We start from the raw sequence: 15,719 nt of genomic DNA, 5'->3' as shown, positions 1-15,719 counted from the left end.
CGGATGGTTAAAATGCTCCGTTCTTTATTCTGATCAATTTACCATTTAATTCATCCGATAGCAGATACAACTTGCCCATTGGGCTTTGGGCTACTTTTCGTATCCTTAACCGGTCGTCCGTAAATAGTTCTTCGGCACTTTTGATGGTCTCACCTTCGAGTGTCAGTCGCCATACGCTACCCTTCGATAATCCACCTACGAGTAAGTTTCCATTCCAGGCGGCAAATTCATCACCTGCGTAGCTATGCGGTCCGGTGGGCGCTACGGTTTGCGCCCATGACCAGGCAGGGTTTGTATAAACATGCCCAGGAATTGGCGCTGGTTTAAACTCAGCAAAGCGGTATTGTCCGGTTGTGACCATAGGCCAGCCGTAATTAGCCCCCGCTTTCAATACGTTGATCTCATCGCCCTGGTGCGTACCATGTTCGCTGAACCAGATTTTGTTGGTACGCCTATCAAAGGCTAATCCCTGCGCTGCGCGGATGCCTATAGCGTATAGGCCGGGAACCGCTTTATCGCCAAAATTCGGGTTGTCTTTCGGGATGGTTCCGTCGGGATTTATCCGGTAAATTTTTCCTCTTCGATCCGCTACGTTCTGCGCGATAGGAAGAGTTGGCTCGTCTTTCTCGGTAAATAGCCGCTCGCCGATAGTAAAGTAGAGCTTCCCATCATTCCCGAAGAGCATTCCGCCCCCATAATGAACCCGCTCGTCGCTATGAGGTTCCGCCACGAAGAGCACCTTGATCTGCTGTAAGGATTCATGGTCAAGTACGGCCCTGACAATTTTGGTGGTTCGGCCATTGGTCGCTTTGGCAGCGTAAGACAGGTAGATGTACTTGTTGTTTTTAAAATCCGGGTCCAGCAGGACATCGAACTTGCCCGTATTATCCCCGAAACCACGCAAGCTATCTTCCAGGTCGGCTGGAAAATTCGTTATTCTTGTCTTTTCTTTTCTGGCCAGATTGTACTGTATAAGATCACCTTCCTTCTCAGAAATCAGCACCTCCTCTTCCGAGATGAAGGCCATGCTCCAGGGACGTTTCAACCCTTCTAAAACCACTTCTTTCTGCGGCTGTATGCGGTTCAGGACAAAGGTTCTGTGGGGTGTCCGGGTGGATACTTTATCGGCAATTACCCAACCCTCATCGGTTTTCATGAGGGTAAAGTAATCGGTGAATACGTCGCGCTCCGTGCTGATTTCCACTTTTGCGCTGCCCATATTGTTGGTTATGTCCAGGGAGACAATGCTGGTACGCAGGTTTTTGGGCCGTTCGTGAGGCTTGAATAAACTGAGATAACGAGCTCTAGAAAACTCCGTAAATTTTCCATTTGTATAATTCTTCAAATGACAGGAAGAGTGCATGGCTTTGCCAAGTTTCGTGGTATCTCCTGTTGCCCAGCCATCAAAATAGAGCTGTATCGTGTTTTCGATCAATTGTCTTTCGCTGGGTGCGTTTTGGCAAAATGCCGGAAAGGTGGCCAGTAGGCTTACGAGTAAGAGTGTTGTTTTCATTTGAAAGTACCTTTTGATTGTCAAAATGAGTGCGCATCATTCTGGTCTCAAATGTCTGGGATACGTTCTGCGAGAAGGTACAGCAACCCTTTTTCCGTAGTACTACTTTATAAATCTGGAGTGTGCTCCTGACGGTAGGCGTTGGGACTGAGGCCTTTAACTTTCTTGAAGGTTGCAAAAAAGGTCGACTTCGCATTGAACCCAACTTCGTCGCCGATGGCCTCTATCGTTAAGTTGGGGTATAAGGATAAAATTCTACAGGCTTCGTTGATCCTGTATTCGTTAACAAATAGGGCGAAATTTTTTTCAATGTTGTTATTCAATACCTGCGATAGCTGGTGCACAGTAACATTAATCTCTTTGGCAACATCGCCTATTTTCAGATTCGGATTTTTGAAGAGTTCCTTTTCCGCCATTACCCTTAGCAATTTCCCTATTACCAGTTGTACATCCGCATCATCAAGTCTTGCGTCGGCATATTTTGGCGTAGCGAAGGCCGATAAATCATTCGTTTTCCGGCGATACAATAAGGCGAACACGACCAGATAGATGATCAACGAAAAACAAATGGCCCCGTTGATATAACTGCCTTTTGTAATATTTAGAATTGCCCACACGTACGTAACGAACAGGATAGACACACCACTGCATATCACCAGAATCCAGTGCTCGAACGGTTTTGTGGGCTCTTTCCTGGCTATCTTTTTCAGAATAGGAATCAGCAATAGAATAGAAAGCGCGATGTATGAACCCCATTGCAGATAAATAATCGGTACCAGATATTGGCCCCATACCTGCGGAAACCGTTCGTAAGGATAGGCAACACCCACCGCAACAATAACCAAAAGCCAGCCTGCTAACTGCCAGGCCCAGGACGTTGGTAGTTTTCTGATCTGTTGCGTTTCGGATTTAACGTAGTAATACAAAAACGGGCCGATAAAGAAACAGGCAGTTAAACCAATCTGTAGGTACTGCTTAGACAGATTGTAATCAAAAAAGTACGCGACCGACTTTCCGATCCGGATGCTCAGTACCAACAGTAAGGCTCCCAGCAAGTAACCGGAGAGAGGCTTTTTAGTGGTAAAAAAGATAAAATAGATACCCAGAATAAGGCCATTAAACGCTCCTAAGGCGCTAAAGAAGAATAACAGCTTATCACCAAAGCCCATCGTAGGTTTTAGTTTTGATTACTTCTAGTAAATATAGGTGGAATGTACATCGCTGAGCCAAGCGTAATGATGGTGAATCGCAAAATGTTCTGCGCAAATCGCTTCATTAAAACGTAAAAATACTTGCGTAGTCAAATAGCTACACGTATATTTGTAGTCAAATGACTACGCGATGAATTTAAGACGAGACGTATTCCAGGCTATTGCCGACCCAACCCGAAGGGCCATCCTTTTGCTGGTCGCTTCGCAGGCCATGACGGCCGGAGCCATTGCTGCCAACTTCGATACGGCCAGGCCAACTGTATCTAAGCACCTGCAAATTCTGACCGAGTGCGAACTGCTCGCCCAGCAGCAAAATGGCCGCGAAATCTACTACCACATTAATGCGAAAAAGATGAAAGAAGTCGCCGACTTTATCGAACCCTTCCGCCAGATGTGGGACGACCGGTTCAACAAACTAGAAGCCATCATGAAGAACTACGACTCAAAAAAGTAAACTTGTATGGAGCTCAAAACGAAAGTGGCTGCCGAAGACGGCAAACAGGAAATCCTCATCACCCGGGAGTTTGATTTGCCGCTGGAATTACTGTTCAAGGCGTACGTAGAGCCGGAGATTGTTGAGCAGTGGATGGGCACCAAAGTACTTAAACTCGACAATCGAAAGCACGGTAGTTGGCAGTTTGAAACGACGGACCCGCGGGGCAACAAACACGGTTTCAGTGGGGTAATCCACGAGTTTGTTCCGAACCAGAAAATCACGCGGACATTCGAAATGGAGAACGTACCCGCGTTTGCGGTCCAGCTTGAATTCCTGGAGTTTGAATCGCTTACCGAGGGCACCAGCAAACTCACCATGCACATCATCTACAAATCTGTCGCGCTCAGAGACCAGATGTTGCAGATGCCTTTCGCTCAGGGAATCAACATGGCTCATAATCGATTGCAGGACCTAATGAACAAAGGAAGACACCATGACAAAGCGCACTAAAATCATCTATTGGGTTTCCACAATCTGGCTTGCACTGGGAATGGCCTCGACCGGCATAGTCCAGTTAATGGGCATGGACGAAGAGGTTGATAAAATGTCCCATCTGGGCTATCCGGCCTATTTCCTGCCACTTCTCGGAATCTGGAAGATCCTGGGCGTTACAACGGTGCTCATGCCTGGATTCGCCTTATTGAAAGAATGGGCTTACGCAGGCTTCTTCTTTGCGATGGTTGGTGCAGTCGTGTCGCATATCGCCAGTGGAGACGGTGCCGTCGAGAATTTTGGTCCTGTATTGTTGCTTATCCTGACGGTAGTGTCGTGGTATTTCAGACCTGTTAAGAGAAAACTCAGTTTCATAACTCAATAAGCCCAACCAAAATCATGAGCCAAAAGCAATTACCAGCCGACCGTCAGAAAGAACTCCTCACAACGTTGAAAACTCGTTTTGAAAAAAATAGGAACCGCCACGAAGGGCTGGACTGGGCGGCTGTACAGGCCCGGCTGGAAGCTAAGCCTGAAAAGCTGTGGGCGCTGGATGATATGGAGACAACGGAAGGCGAACCGGATGTAGTTGGGTACGATGCCACGACGGGCGAATACATCTTTTTCGACTGTTCAGCGGAAAGCCCCAAAGGTCGCCGGAGTGTGTGTTACGACCGGGCTGGGTTGGAATCGAGGAAGGAGCACAAACCGGCCAATACGACCCTGGACATGGCGGCCGAAATGGGCATTGAGCTATTAACCGAAGAGCAATACCGGGCGTTGCAGCAACTTGGGAAGTTTGATTTGAAAACATCGAGCTGGGTGCAAACACCGGCCCAGATCAGAAAACTCGGCGGTGCCCTTTTCTGCGACCGTCGCTACGACACCATTTTTACATACCACAACGGAGCCGAGTCGTACTATGCCGCCAGAGGCTTCCGCGGTTCGCTCAGGGTCTGATGCCGCCCATACCGCTACGTTACACCGTTCAGGATAATTGAGAACCACTGATGAGCTTATTAAAAAGCCTTCATGCGACGTAGCAGGCAGGTCTCTAAACCTCTTATTGATCCGTGAACTAAGCCATAAAGTTGTTGACCTACCGAAGTTGCCTAAGCTGGCCCAACACTATAGTTACCAATTACAAACTTCACGGACTTGCTCACGGATCAATAAAGTTTGAGAATTTATCCCGTTTTCTGTAGCCGTTAAGAAACGGTTTGACCTTATGCTCACTAAACTGCCGATCGACATACAAAAGTCAGCGGCTAAGAACGTGTTGGGGAATTATCTTCTGTAATGGGGCTATATCCGCTGAAGCATGAGTTGAATATTAGCCAGATACAGCCAGTTGACCGAAGATGATAGCGTATACTCGTAATCTTTGACGATGCGACGAAAGTAATTCGTCCAGGCAATACTGCGTTCGACCACCCAGCGCTTAGCGACAGGCACAAAACCTTGGGCTGATTCGGGCCGCGATGCCTTCTCGAAATCAATACTCCAATTGGCTAGGGCTTTGGCAAAAACTCCGTTGTACGACTGGTCGCCATACACTTTTTCTAGCCGTTCGCCCACTCGCCAAAGTATATCCCCAATCAGCGAAATAGCAGCAGGACCATCGGCTTGATTGGCGGCATGAACAGTCGCCACCCAGAGTCGGCCTTGAGTATCAACGACAAGTTGTCGCTTGCGACCATTGACTCGTTTATTGGCATCTATACCTCGGTCTTCGCAGATCATAGGATTCAGTTTAATGCTCTGTGAATCAATGCACAATGCAGACGGATACGCTTCTTTTTGGACTCGTTTTCGATCCAGCTGATTCAAGGCTAAATTGATTCGCTCGAAGGTGCCATCCTGTTTCCATTGCTCAAACCGGGTGGCCGGAGCCATAGTAGTAAACGGCCTGCCAGTTAGGCCATTCTTCGGGTAGATTCCGCCATTGGGCGCCCGTTCGCAACAGCCATAAAATGATATTGACCATTTGCCGTAGATCGTGTTTTCGCTTGCGTTTGAGATTGAAAAAAGGCGAAATTGCGGCCCATTGAGGGTCGGTCAGTTTGCTGAACTGTTTGGTCATCACTTTGCTGCTTGGTCGCTACAAAGTTGGCACGGCTCTCAACCTTTCTCAATTCCCAAACACGTTCTAAGCTTTCTCAGTTAATAAGAGTCCCTGCCGGATGCGGGTGAGCGTTTCCCGCGATACGCCCAGATACGAAGCTACCATATGCAGCGGCACCCGCCGGAAGGTGTCGGGGTACGTATTAATGAAGTGGAGGTATCGCTCTTCTGGCGTCGAACTGATGTTCAGCAGGATTCGCTTCTGGGCGTCGATGCTGCTGCGGGAAATCATCTGTTCGGCAAATGAATTGAGTTCCGGAATTGTAGCCCGTAACCCCTCAAAATCGTCGTGGTGCCACACCAATACATCACTAGGCTCCAGCGCATCGATGCAGAATGTAGAGGGCGTCTGATGCGTATAGCTTTCTGGATCCGTGAGAAACCCTTCCTCAGTCGTAAACTTCATTACGTATTCATGCCCATCTTCGGTGATGTGATACGTCCTCAGTAAGCCCCGGATCACAAATATCTTGTATTGACACACCTCCCCGGCTTGTAACAAATATTGCTTTCGGCGCATTTTCCGCTCTACAGTGACTGACCGGATCAACTCAATCTGCTCAGCAGTTACTGTTGGCAACTGCTGTCGGAGGTAACGTATAAAGTCTTCGAACATGGCGAAAAGAAGGCTACGAATGGCAGCTAGTGTAAAGTTAGCTAAAAAGCACTCCAAAAATTGCGTCAAATGACCTCGGTCAGCCGCACTACTCCCCCCTAGCTTTGTAGGGTCATTTCACAAAACCAGCTATAGTTATGCGTGTATTTGTCACAGGAGCCTCCGGGTTTGTTGGCTCCGCTGTTGTCCAGGAATTACGGGCAGCCGGGCATCAGGTAATAGGGTTGGCTCGCTCCGATGCGTCGGCGCAGGCGCTCGTAAAGGCTGGTGCCGAGGTAGTGCGGGGCAGCCTGGAAGATCTGGACAGCCTAAAACAAGGTGCCGCCAATGCTGATGGGGTTATCCACACGGCGTTTATCCATGATTTTTCCCAGTATGAAGCCGCTGGCCTCACTGATAAAGCTGCCATTGAGGCTATGGGCTCGGTACTGGCCGGTTCTAACCGCCCGCTTGTTGTGACGGCCGGCACCGCAGGGCTCAAAGGGACTGGAGAGCTCATTACCGAAAACGATCCCGCCCCGGCGGATCCGAGAGTCTCGGAAACAATCGGTCTTGCAATGGCCGTGCTTGGCGTGCGGGCGTCGGTCATTCGACTTTCGCCCTCAGTACACGATCGGGGCGACCAGGGCTTTGTGCCTACGCTCATTAACATTGCCCGCGACAAAGGCGTGTCGGCCTACGTAGGCGACGGTAGCAACCGCTGGCCTGCCGTACACCGGCTCGATGCGGCCCGTCTGTTCCGGCTGGCGCTGGAGCAGGGCGTGGCTGGTGCCCGCTACCATGGCGTAGCCGACGAAGGCATCCCGGTTCGCCAGATTGCCGAGGTAATTGGCCACCACCTGAACCTGCCGGTTGTGTCGGTATCTCCCGACGAAGCGGCTGGTCATTTCGGCTGGATGAGCCGGTTTATTGTCATCAATAGTCCGGCATCCAGCGCCAAAACGAGAGAGCAACTCAGTTGGCAGCCCATCCATCCCGGCCTGATCGAGGATTTAGAGATTGGGCACTACTTCGAAAACTGATCGCACACCTATTTCCAGTTAGCACACACTGATTCTGTGTAGAACTTTTTCAGGATCGTTTTAGCCTCCGGCTGTGGGATGATGTGTATCGTCAACTACAGCCGGAGAAATCGTTTAGCTCGCAGGCATACATCAACGTTATCACGATCACGAATCGACAGGCTTTACCCGGCTATTTCCCGATAATTAATTGGCGATGTGACAACCCCCAATAATGGAGTTCATTGATTACGTTTTCGAGCGACTTTCCGTGCTGTGTAATGGCGTATTCTACGGTAGGTGGAAAGGTGTCGTAAACAGCCCTTGTTATCAGTCGGTTCGCTTCCAGGCTTTTCAGTTCTTTGGATAGCGTTTTGTCGGTTATACCATTGACCTCTTTGGCCAGTTGCTTAAAGCGTTTGGGGCCTGAAGACAAGGCAAACAAAATCAACAACTTCCATTTTCCTTCCACAGCCTCCAGCGCATCTTTAATGGAAAGAATCGTCTTCGGGCAACCTTCTCCTGTCAGCATCTTTTCGTCTGTATCACGATTTCTCCATTACTATCTTCCTGGCTAGTACTTCCCAAAACGGATAGCGCTTTCTGCGAGAAAGCAACGCAGAATACTTTTGTTTCATTCATAAAAATCCGCAAAAATGATTGATCAGCAAACGTATTCACGGACAATTCATAACATGCTATGGGTAGCACAGGTTAGTTTAGCCACCAGTCTTGTTTGGGCAGCCAGCATGAAATTGATTCAACCTATCGACAACCTCTCGACTATGTGGCCGTGGGCCGGTCAAGTTCCGGCCGCGTTCGTTAAATTCACGGGATTGGTCGATCTATTGGGGGGGATTGGGTTAATACTCCCTTCTTTAGTACGTATCAAACCGAATCTCACTCCTATAGCAGCTATTGGCGTTATTGTACTCATGGTCTGCGCCAGTATTTTCCATATTGGAAGAGGAGAGACCTCCGTTATTGGGGTAAATATTGTTTTTGCCAGTATTGCGGCTTTCGTAGCCTGGGGCAGACTCAGAAAAGCGCCGATAGCCGCAAAACAGACGTAGCAGCCATGAAAAGCACGCAACCTCATCGCCTAAATACCATAACTGAATACTACCAGTTCATGGGGCTTCCCAAACCACAGCACCCGCTGGTCAGCGTAATGAGTTTCGACGCGCTGAAACATGTGTCTGCTGCGTATCCCAAAAGCATTACGTATAATTTTTACTCCATCGTGCTTAAACGGAATTTTACGGGCAAGATGAAATACGGTCAGCAGGCGTATGATTTTGACCAAGGGGTCATGCTGTTTCTCGCGCCTGGCCAGGTATTTTCCATTGAGGCTGACGAAGAAGTAAATCATTCGGGTTGGCTGCTGTTTGTTCACCCCGATTTTTTATGGAATACGCCGTTGGCCAAAGCCATCAGGCAGTACGCGTATTTCAGCTATTCAGTTAGCGAAGCCCTGTACCTTTCAGAACAGGAAGAAACCATGGTTACGGGCATCATAAAAACCATTGAGCAGGAGTATCATTCAGCCATTGATGCGTTCAGCCAGCGCGTGATTATCGCTCAGCTTGAACTACTACTGATCTACGCCGACCGGTTTTACAATCGTCAGTTCCTGACCCGCACCATCACGAACCACAAAATTCTCGATCGGCTGGAAGCGATTCTTGCCGACTACTTCAACAGCGATGCATTGGTTGAAAACGGGTTGCCCACGGTTCAATCCATTGCCGAAGCCCTGAACGTATCGCCCAATTATTTGAGTACCCTGCTTAAGGTATCGACCGGCCGAAGCACACAGCAGCATATCCACGACAAACTAATCGAGAAGGCAAAAGAAAAACTATCGACTACCGATTTATCGGTCAGCGAAATCGCTTACGCATTAGGCTTTGAGCACTCGCAGTCGTTCAGCAAATTGTTCAAGAGCAAAACGGCCATTTCCCCGGTCGACTTCCGTCGTTCGTTTACCTGATCGGCTAAGAAACGGCTACAACAATCGGAGATTCTGCTACAGAAATCGAGCCTGGCGTTTCGACTTTTGCCTGACAAACAAACGCCAACTCGTTATGAAGGTTGTGATAACCGGTTCGTTAGGTCATGTGGGCAAACCGCTGACAACGGACTTAGTACAAAAAGGCCATGCCGTTACGGTAATCAGTAGCAACACCAAAAAGCAAAAAGACATCGAAGCGCTGGGAGCTACGGCAGCTATTGGCACCCTGGAAGACACTGATTTTCTAAACGCTACGTTTACCGGCGCGGAGGCTGTGTTTACGATGGTGCCGCCTAACTTTGCCGAGGCCGATCAGGTCGCCTATTACCGCCGATTGAGCACGAACTACGTGCAGGCGATTACTCAGTCGGGCGTCGAACGAGTTGTTCATCTGAGCAGTTACGGTGCCCATTTAGCGAAGGACACCGGGTTTATTCTGGGCGCTTATCATGCCGAATCGATTCTGAATGAGCTGCCCAATGTAGCCGTTACGTACCTACGGGCTGGCTATTTCTATTACAACCTGTTCGGCTTTATAGACATGATCAAAGGAGGGGGTTTTATAGGAGCCAACTACGGGGGTGATGACAGGATCGCTTTGGTTTCGCCACTCGATATTGCCGCCGTCGCTGCGGAAGAACTGGTCCGGCCTTCGACCGGAAAAACCGTACGGTACGTCGCCAGTGATGAGCGTACTGGTACCGAAATCGCCCAGATCGTAGGTGCTGCAATTGGCAAACCGGACTTAGCGTGGCTAGTCCTGACTGATGAGCAGATGAAAGACGGGATGGAAAAGAGCGGGATGCCCGCCCACGTAATTGCTAACTTCGTGGAAATGGGTGCCAGCCTGCACAGTGGCGCCTTACTGGCCGATTACGAACAGCACAGGCCCCAACTATGCCGTGTCAAACTGGAAGATTTTGCCCCGGAATTTGCCGCCGTCTTTCACAAAGAATAACAATCATCCCTCAACATCTTCATGTTGGGGGATGAATCCTAACGTCAGTAAAAACGTTCTGTATTTCGCCTACTTGAATCCGAAAAGTACCGGAAAAAAGAAAGTGACCACAATTGCCCATACACTATAAACGGGCAGAAAAGAGGCTATGCTTAGTTCAACGGCTTCGATTGTACTGCGGCCACTCATGGTCCTGATTAATCGGTACGTTACCAGCAGCAGATTAGTCAAAATAAGCAGGTTACCTCCCAGAACTGCCAGTCTGTTCGGCGTAATCCCCCATTCCGAAATTCGGAACAGAATGGCCGAAAGCGCAATACCGTTGACCAATATGGTCACGACTGACAACCCCAACAGCATAAACGTAACGAATCGGTTTTCTGAATTTTTAGCCGTTCCGGCAATTGAGAACACGATGAGTGCCATCACACCAATCAGCAGCAGATTAAACACAATCAGCGACTCCCGGTCGTTGTAGGGGTCTTTGCCGGTATAGAGTATCGCAATCAGGTAAGTGACCAGCGTAACAAAAACCAGCGGGGTAAACACTTTGGCAACCACGGGCGATACTTTACCAACCAGTTGCGGGTTTACCTGAACCAGGTAAGTGCCTACAATGGGAGCAGCCGCCAGTCCCCAAATGGCAATGTGCTTGAAATAAAACTCGCCGATGTTCAGGCCAATCAGTTTGAAAAGCCCTAACGTAATGACGGTTAAGCCGCCACCGGCAATCAGAATGATGGTCGTCATAACCACCAGATCACCATTGTAGGTCAGAAAATTCAATCGCCCCTGTAAATTCTTCAGATTGCCTCCCGAAAACGTCAGACCCAGAATTGACCATAAGAATAAGGGCAGGTGCACGCAGGCCAGAATGAACGTATCACTTTTCGGATTGTCGGGTAATGCGTTTATATAGAGCAGCGAGGTAATGAAGACTAAGGAGAGGAGAACGAGTTTTCTCAGCGACAGGGCCTGTTTCCAAACGAAATAAGCCGTCAGAAATGGGAACACGATGAACGCAATGTTTCGGGGATAAAAGTACTCCGGGTTGATAGCGAAAAAGTCAGGAATCTGCGCAATCAGTCCCGCCAGGAACGATGCCAAAAGCACGAAATTCATATCCCCGCCCGAGCCCCAGGAAATGTCATCGGCTTCAAAGTTCAGGCGTTCATGCCAGATTTGCGCCGAAACCCTTTCCCGAATATCCGGATAAATCAGGTTGAACTCTCGTTTGAACGACATTTTGTTGCGCCGGTACAATTGTTCGAGCTGTACGGGGTTGTCCAGATTATTCTTGATCTCTGCTTCGATACTGTGCATTGGAATTAAGTGTATAAGTAGTTGTCAATACGTTCAACGTTTCCTCTTCCCTACTCCGAAAGGATGGCTTGGCTATTTATATCTGTCTGTCAATACGTTGTAAGCACAATTTTCGGCATTGTTACTATCGCTGCTATAGGTGTGCGTCTAACATTGCTCTATAATCTGTTTGCTTTTACGTAATACGGTAGACCGACGTGAGCCGCATACGCGATCATCAAACTAAAAGTACTTTGCAATACAAAGCAATACAACAAAAACCATATAGTCAACTTCATTTTACTGACTATTCAAACTTTTTGAATGAAATCGGGAACCGTACCCTGACGTGAGTTGTGCCTGAAGCTGCATTCGTAATTCACGTTCGAAAGCAACAGAAACCTGTTAGCCACAACAGGTTGAGGTATAATCGTTGTCAGGCATTCTTTTAGAAGAAGCCCTTACCCTTCGGGGCGCAATACACGCAACTCCCAACCAACCTTAAACTCGATTTATGACCTATACTTGGTTGACATTGATAAGCTGCCTGCTGGCTTCGTTTGCTGTAAAGGCTCAGGAGAACAGAGTACGGGAGGTCAGGAAAAATGTCCCGATAGATTCTATAGTCCTGAGCGATCCGTTTATTCTGGCAGATCGTCCAACAAATACGTACTACATGACCGGAACTGGAGGCCTGCTTTGGAAAAGCAAAGACCTCAGGCGTTGGGATGGCCCCTACAAAGTTACCCAGACCGACCCGAGCTCCTGGATGGGCCCTAACCCAATGATCTGGGCAGCGGAAATTCATCCCTACAAGAACAAGTACTATTACTTTGCTACGTTCACCAACCGGGCCGTCAAAATTGATACCGTTCAGGGAAGGGCAATTGAACGGCGGGCCTGCCACGTACTGGTCAGCGACAAACCCGATGGCCCGTACGTTCCCATGCAGGATTCTACGTATTTGCCTGCTAACATGCCCACGCTGGATGGCACCTTGTGGGTCGACAAGAACGGTAAGCCTTATATGGTCTATTGCTACGAGTGGTTGCAGAACCTGAACGGCACCATTGAAAAGATTGAACTGAAACCCGACTTAAGCGGCTCGATAGGCAAAGGTGAAGTGTTGTTCCGCGCCAGCGATTCACCCTGGAGCCGCGAGAAAGACGAAACTGGTAAAGATCGTCCGAATAAGGTCACCGATGGGCCGTATCTGTTCTACACTAAAACCGGGCGATTGGGTATGATCTGGACCAGTTGGATCTATGATGTGTATACGCAGGGGGTTGCGTATTCGAAAAGCGGTACGTTGGATGGCCCCTGGCTACAGGAGAAAGATCCCATTACGCCACTCAATTACGGGCATGGCATGTTGTTTCGTACTTTTGATGGCAAGCTGTTGATGTCCATTCACAGCCATAAAAGCGTGAACGGTCGTTACGTCCGCATCCCCCATTTGTTCGAAGCCGACTTATCTGGCGATAAACTGGTAGTCAGTAAACCGTACGTACCAGCCAACTAATGTTCGGGAAGAGGATGACGTCAAGAATAGGACAAACAAAGCAACAGCGTTTTCACAAGATTGCTTTTCCGGGCACGATCTGTTACGTCGACTGAACGACTTCTGGCTGTTCGAATTCAGGTGCTTTCAACGTGTATAACTTTACCTGAGTTTGGCTTTAGACCTTCCTGCGAGGTGAATACTCTGTCGTAGGCAACGCCCCCAGACAGAACACACAGCATCCGGTTCATCCGGTAAATGCCGCTTACCTGAGCGGCATTTACCGGCCGTTTATATTCGCAATCAACGGTTTAGGGCTTAGCGATGGTGGGGTGCCTGAAAGTTGTCCGCTGGATAAACGTACTACTGCCGCTATAACGACCAACACTGAATAACGTGAACGTTCAGTCCCACTTCGCCAAGCCGATGTTAACTGCAATCTATTGCTCTACTTTTGTTGCGATAAAGTTGCCAATAGCTCTTCCAGGTTTTTCAATGTCATCGCCGTTCCTTCCTTGAAGCCCATTTCAAGCATCTTCTCCAAGCGAGCAAGCGATTCATTATAAATACTGATACGTACGGTTGTCTTCCCGTTTTGTTCGCTGAACGTTAAATCCCACTCAGAGCCAGGCAATTCTGGATTTTCATCTTTGTCGGCAAAAGCATTCAACAATTTGAAGTTGGTTTTCGGACTAATGGACGTGTATTTTTGAATTGACCAATGCTCTTGTCCTTCAGGGCTCACCATTGCATAAAACCGTCGGCCGCCAACCTCAAAATTCATAAATTTTGTTTTTGAAGTCCAAGGTTTGGGTGCCCACCATTGATCAAGAATTTCCGGCTTCGTGTACGCATCCCATACCAACGAAAGGTCGGCGTTAAATTCTCTGGAAAAGGTTACTGTCTTTGTTGTTTTGTCAACGATGAAATCGTTCATCTTTGCTGTTTTTTGAGGGTTGATAATACGTCGTCAAGTTGATCGAAACGAGTTTCCCAAATTTTCCTGAACTGGTTTACCCACTGATCAACCTCTCTTATTTTTTCTACTTCAAGTGAATAGTAGATTTCCCTGCCTTGCTGTTCCTGTTTCACCAGTTCGCATTCGGTGAGTATGCGTAAGTGTTTGGAAACAGCTTGTCGGGTTGTGTTGAAGTTCTCGGCAATGGCGTTTGGTGTCATTGCCTGCAAAGCAATCAGGGCGATGATGGCCCGCCTTGTGGGGTCGGCTATTGCCTGAAAAATATCTCGTCTCATATTGAAGAATTTTAGAAACCGAATGGTTGCAAATATACGCGCAACCATTCGGTTTCTAAAATTCTTTAACAAGAAGATTAGTTGGAATTATCGGTTTTGAGGATGCATCCTAAACCTGCTATTGACTCGCCAATTGCCTTACTTTCGATCCAGCAGTACGAACTGTGTAATCTAAGTTGCTGAATTTATTTCGAGTCTGTCTGCCGAACGTTCGTATTGTCGCCGGGTCGCACTACTAGACGCTAAACTTGATTTGTCGGAGTGTTCACTCTGTCGGACGAAACCCGAAATTGGAATCGGATCGCGGGGGGTCGCATTGGCGACTCAAACCTATTCTATAGGGGACGCGCTGCCTGTCGACCGAGACGTACCTCGTAAATAAATACTAGGATTGATACCCACGGGGTTGATAGTCCCAGAAGTCGCTTCAACTAATAAACGTAGTTGCCAGCCTTTACGCTCTCATCGATAGGATTGAAGAGCTGTCCGTCGTGTTGTCTGACTGTCTACCCGGAGCGAGACAACACAGTTTGTCCACTTTTAGTCTGGCGCGAAGCTATAGATACACGACTGAAAAAACTACCTAGCCGTTAGCTTGGTAGGCCTGCTTGATCGCTGACACATCGAGCTTAACCATCTTGTAAATGGCGTTAAGAACTCGATGGACTCTTGTCATGTCAGGATCTTTCATCATATCCCACAGAATTGTCGGCGTTATTTGCCAATAAACCCCAAACTTATCTTTCAGCCAGCCACACTCCTGCGCCTTTCCTCCCTCCAATAATTTATTCCATACGTCGTCAATTTCCTCCTGAGAATCACAGTTCATGTATAGTGACATGCCTTCGCAGAATTTGAAGGATTTTCCTCCGTTCGCAAACTGGAATTCCTGTCCATTAAGTTCTAAGGCAACAAGACACACACTGCCAGCCGGACCGGGTTGCCCTTCCTCGAACCGAATGACATTAAGAATTTTTGAGTTTTTAAAGATAGAGGTGTAAAACTGGGCGGCTTCTTCAGCCTTATCGTTGAATACTAACGACGGAAGAAATTTTGGCAGGGGAGTTTGCATAACCGTACATCGTTCAGGCGCAAGTTAATCCACTAAACTACAACTACTTGCAACAAAAAAGGTTATTTACTAAACCATTTAATACCTCGTAACAACTCAGGAATCGACACTGAGGCCTAGTTTCTAAAGCTTCCGCCCAACACCCACAGGGGTTGATGGTGGGCGAAGTACTCTACTGAACAAACGCACCTGCACCTTTACACCCCTGTTTGGATGTACTGTCAA

Annotated in this window: 19 protein-coding genes; 9 read left to right on the top strand and 10 right to left on the bottom strand. The window is 48.2% G+C overall.

Going from position 1 to position 15,719, the window contains the following annotated elements; all coding sequences use genetic code 11:
• Nucleotides 1-7: 7 nt before the first annotated feature.
• Nucleotides 8-1,513: a PQQ-dependent sugar dehydrogenase gene (locus ACYVIY_RS05165; RefSeq protein WP_460975228.1), complete on the bottom strand. Its 1,506-nt coding sequence runs from the start codon at nt 1,511-1,513 to the stop codon at nt 8-10.
• A 107-nt stretch (nt 1,514-1,620) separates the two neighbouring features.
• Nucleotides 1,621-2,682 carry a helix-turn-helix domain-containing protein gene (locus ACYVIY_RS05160; RefSeq protein WP_460975227.1) on the bottom strand — a complete coding sequence of 354 codons (1,062 nt, stop codon included), beginning with the start codon at nt 2,680-2,682 and terminating at the stop codon, nt 1,621-1,623.
• 172 nt (nt 2,683-2,854) lie between these two features.
• On the opposite strand from ACYVIY_RS05160, the gene ACYVIY_RS05155 reads away from it, so the two are divergent.
• From ACYVIY_RS05155 to ACYVIY_RS05140, 4 genes are read left to right on the top strand one after another with little or no spacing between them, the layout of a single operon-like run.
• A complete protein-coding gene (locus ACYVIY_RS05155; protein WP_460975226.1) occupies nt 2,855-3,178 on the top strand; it encodes an ArsR/SmtB family transcription factor in 324 nt (107 codons plus the stop codon).
• Nucleotides 3,179-3,184: 6 nt separating this feature from the next.
• Complete coding sequence (locus ACYVIY_RS05150) at nt 3,185-3,670, top strand: SRPBCC domain-containing protein (protein ID WP_460975225.1); 486 nt, start codon at nt 3,185-3,187, stop codon at nt 3,668-3,670.
• A complete protein-coding gene (locus tag ACYVIY_RS05145; protein WP_460975224.1) occupies nt 3,654-4,037 on the top strand; it encodes a DoxX family protein in 384 nt (127 codons plus the stop codon). The genes ACYVIY_RS05150 and ACYVIY_RS05145 overlap by 17 nt, the downstream gene beginning before the upstream one ends.
• Before the next feature lie 14 nt (nt 4,038-4,051).
• Complete coding sequence (locus ACYVIY_RS05140; RefSeq protein ID WP_460975223.1) at nt 4,052-4,612, top strand: DUF4256 domain-containing protein; 561 nt, start codon at nt 4,052-4,054, stop codon at nt 4,610-4,612.
• A gap of 345 nt (nt 4,613-4,957) precedes the next feature.
• Here ACYVIY_RS05140 and ACYVIY_RS05135 read toward each other — a convergent pair whose 3' ends face one another.
• The 3 genes from ACYVIY_RS05135 to ACYVIY_RS05125 form a co-directional block, all read right to left on the bottom strand.
• Nucleotides 4,958-5,548, bottom strand: a complete 591-nt coding sequence (locus tag ACYVIY_RS05135) for a transposase (RefSeq protein WP_460975222.1) — start codon at nt 5,546-5,548, stop codon at nt 4,958-4,960.
• On the bottom strand, nt 5,526-5,735 hold the full coding sequence (locus ACYVIY_RS05130) for a transposase (protein WP_460975221.1): 210 nt from the start codon (nt 5,733-5,735) through the stop codon (nt 5,526-5,528). The genes ACYVIY_RS05135 and ACYVIY_RS05130 overlap by 23 nt, the downstream gene beginning before the upstream one ends.
• Nucleotides 5,736-5,801: 66 nt before the next feature.
• Entirely contained in the window at nt 5,802-6,392 is a 591-nt protein-coding gene (locus tag ACYVIY_RS05125) for a Crp/Fnr family transcriptional regulator (protein ID WP_460975220.1), read from the bottom strand.
• 137 nt (nt 6,393-6,529) lie between these two features.
• On the opposite strand from ACYVIY_RS05125, the gene ACYVIY_RS05120 reads away from it, so the two are divergent.
• Entirely contained in the window at nt 6,530-7,414 is an 885-nt protein-coding gene (locus tag ACYVIY_RS05120; protein WP_460975219.1) for an SDR family oxidoreductase, read from the top strand.
• 172 nt (nt 7,415-7,586) lie between these two features.
• Here the strand turns inward: ACYVIY_RS05120 and ACYVIY_RS05115 are convergent, their stop codons facing one another.
• Nucleotides 7,587-7,925: a winged helix-turn-helix transcriptional regulator gene (locus tag ACYVIY_RS05115; RefSeq protein WP_460975218.1), complete on the bottom strand. Its 339-nt coding sequence runs from the start codon at nt 7,923-7,925 to the stop codon at nt 7,587-7,589.
• A 124-nt stretch (nt 7,926-8,049) separates the two neighbouring features.
• Between ACYVIY_RS05115 and ACYVIY_RS05110 the strand changes: the two genes are divergently transcribed.
• The 3 genes from ACYVIY_RS05110 to ACYVIY_RS05100 all read left to right on the top strand — a co-directional run bounded on the left by ACYVIY_RS05110 (nt 8,050) and on the right by ACYVIY_RS05100 (nt 10,365).
• A complete protein-coding gene (locus ACYVIY_RS05110) occupies nt 8,050-8,466 on the top strand; it encodes a DoxX family protein (protein WP_460975217.1) in 417 nt (138 codons plus the stop codon).
• A gap of 5 nt (nt 8,467-8,471) precedes the next feature.
• Nucleotides 8,472-9,386, top strand: a complete 915-nt coding sequence (locus tag ACYVIY_RS05105; protein WP_460975216.1) for a helix-turn-helix domain-containing protein — start codon at nt 8,472-8,474, stop codon at nt 9,384-9,386.
• Nucleotides 9,387-9,480: 94 nt separating this feature from the next.
• Complete coding sequence (locus ACYVIY_RS05100; RefSeq protein WP_460975215.1) at nt 9,481-10,365, top strand: NmrA family NAD(P)-binding protein; 885 nt, start codon at nt 9,481-9,483, stop codon at nt 10,363-10,365.
• 69 nt (nt 10,366-10,434) lie between these two features.
• Here ACYVIY_RS05100 and ACYVIY_RS05095 read toward each other — a convergent pair whose 3' ends face one another.
• Nucleotides 10,435-11,688, bottom strand: a complete 1,254-nt coding sequence (locus ACYVIY_RS05095) for a hypothetical protein (RefSeq protein WP_460975214.1) — start codon at nt 11,686-11,688, stop codon at nt 10,435-10,437.
• Nucleotides 11,689-12,181: 493 nt separating this feature from the next.
• On the opposite strand from ACYVIY_RS05095, the gene ACYVIY_RS05090 reads away from it, so the two are divergent.
• Entirely contained in the window at nt 12,182-13,189 is a 1,008-nt protein-coding gene (locus ACYVIY_RS05090; RefSeq protein ID WP_460975213.1) for a glycoside hydrolase family 43 protein, read from the top strand.
• A gap of 427 nt (nt 13,190-13,616) precedes the next feature.
• Here ACYVIY_RS05090 and ACYVIY_RS05085 read toward each other — a convergent pair whose 3' ends face one another.
• The 3 genes from ACYVIY_RS05085 to ACYVIY_RS05075 all read right to left on the bottom strand — a co-directional run bounded on the left by ACYVIY_RS05085 (nt 13,617) and on the right by ACYVIY_RS05075 (nt 15,494).
• Nucleotides 13,617-14,105, bottom strand: coding sequence for an SRPBCC family protein (locus tag ACYVIY_RS05085; protein ID WP_460975212.1), 489 nt, complete (start codon nt 14,103-14,105; stop codon nt 13,617-13,619).
• Nucleotides 14,102-14,422, bottom strand: coding sequence for an ArsR/SmtB family transcription factor (locus ACYVIY_RS05080; protein ID WP_460975211.1), 321 nt, complete (start codon nt 14,420-14,422; stop codon nt 14,102-14,104). The genes ACYVIY_RS05085 and ACYVIY_RS05080 overlap by 4 nt, the downstream gene beginning before the upstream one ends.
• A 583-nt stretch (nt 14,423-15,005) precedes the next feature.
• Entirely contained in the window at nt 15,006-15,494 is a 489-nt protein-coding gene (locus tag ACYVIY_RS05075) for a VOC family protein (protein WP_460975210.1), read from the bottom strand.
• Nucleotides 15,495-15,719: the final 225 nt, after the last annotated feature.

The sequence above is a fragment of the Spirosoma knui genome (assembly GCF_054780635.1).
This window is presented reverse-complemented; position numbering and strand designations above follow the sequence as displayed.

Bases quoted from the DNA above. Each gene is read 5' to 3' on its own strand.
- ACYVIY_RS05165 (WP_460975228.1), bottom strand. From the start codon at position 1,513: ATGAAAACAACACTCTTACTCGTAAGCCTACTGGCCACCTTTCCGGCA.
- ACYVIY_RS05160 (WP_460975227.1), bottom strand. From the start codon at position 2,682: ATGGGCTTTGGTGATAAGCTGTTATTCTTCTTTAGCGCCTTAGGAGCG.
- ACYVIY_RS05155 (WP_460975226.1), top strand. From the start codon at position 2,855: ATGAATTTAAGACGAGACGTATTCCAGGCTATTGCCGACCCAACCCGA.
- ACYVIY_RS05150 (WP_460975225.1), top strand. From the start codon at position 3,185: ATGGAGCTCAAAACGAAAGTGGCTGCCGAAGACGGCAAACAGGAAATC.
- ACYVIY_RS05145 (WP_460975224.1), top strand. From the start codon at position 3,654: ATGACAAAGCGCACTAAAATCATCTATTGGGTTTCCACAATCTGGCTT.
- ACYVIY_RS05140 (WP_460975223.1), top strand. From the start codon at position 4,052: ATGAGCCAAAAGCAATTACCAGCCGACCGTCAGAAAGAACTCCTCACA.
- ACYVIY_RS05135 (WP_460975222.1), bottom strand. From the start codon at position 5,548: ATGGCTCCGGCCACCCGGTTTGAGCAATGGAAACAGGATGGCACCTTC.
- ACYVIY_RS05130 (WP_460975221.1), bottom strand. From the start codon at position 5,735: ATGACCAAACAGTTCAGCAAACTGACCGACCCTCAATGGGCCGCAATT.
- ACYVIY_RS05125 (WP_460975220.1), bottom strand. From the start codon at position 6,392: ATGTTCGAAGACTTTATACGTTACCTCCGACAGCAGTTGCCAACAGTA.
- ACYVIY_RS05120 (WP_460975219.1), top strand. From the start codon at position 6,530: ATGCGTGTATTTGTCACAGGAGCCTCCGGGTTTGTTGGCTCCGCTGTT.
- ACYVIY_RS05115 (WP_460975218.1), bottom strand. From the start codon at position 7,925: ATGCTGACAGGAGAAGGTTGCCCGAAGACGATTCTTTCCATTAAAGAT.
- ACYVIY_RS05110 (WP_460975217.1), top strand. From the start codon at position 8,050: ATGATTGATCAGCAAACGTATTCACGGACAATTCATAACATGCTATGG.
- ACYVIY_RS05105 (WP_460975216.1), top strand. From the start codon at position 8,472: ATGAAAAGCACGCAACCTCATCGCCTAAATACCATAACTGAATACTAC.
- ACYVIY_RS05100 (WP_460975215.1), top strand. From the start codon at position 9,481: ATGAAGGTTGTGATAACCGGTTCGTTAGGTCATGTGGGCAAACCGCTG.
- ACYVIY_RS05095 (WP_460975214.1), bottom strand. From the start codon at position 11,688: ATGCACAGTATCGAAGCAGAGATCAAGAATAATCTGGACAACCCCGTA.
- ACYVIY_RS05090 (WP_460975213.1), top strand. From the start codon at position 12,182: ATGACCTATACTTGGTTGACATTGATAAGCTGCCTGCTGGCTTCGTTT.
- ACYVIY_RS05085 (WP_460975212.1), bottom strand. From the start codon at position 14,105: ATGAACGATTTCATCGTTGACAAAACAACAAAGACAGTAACCTTTTCC.
- ACYVIY_RS05080 (WP_460975211.1), bottom strand. From the start codon at position 14,422: ATGAGACGAGATATTTTTCAGGCAATAGCCGACCCCACAAGGCGGGCC.
- ACYVIY_RS05075 (WP_460975210.1), bottom strand. From the start codon at position 15,494: ATGCAAACTCCCCTGCCAAAATTTCTTCCGTCGTTAGTATTCAACGAT.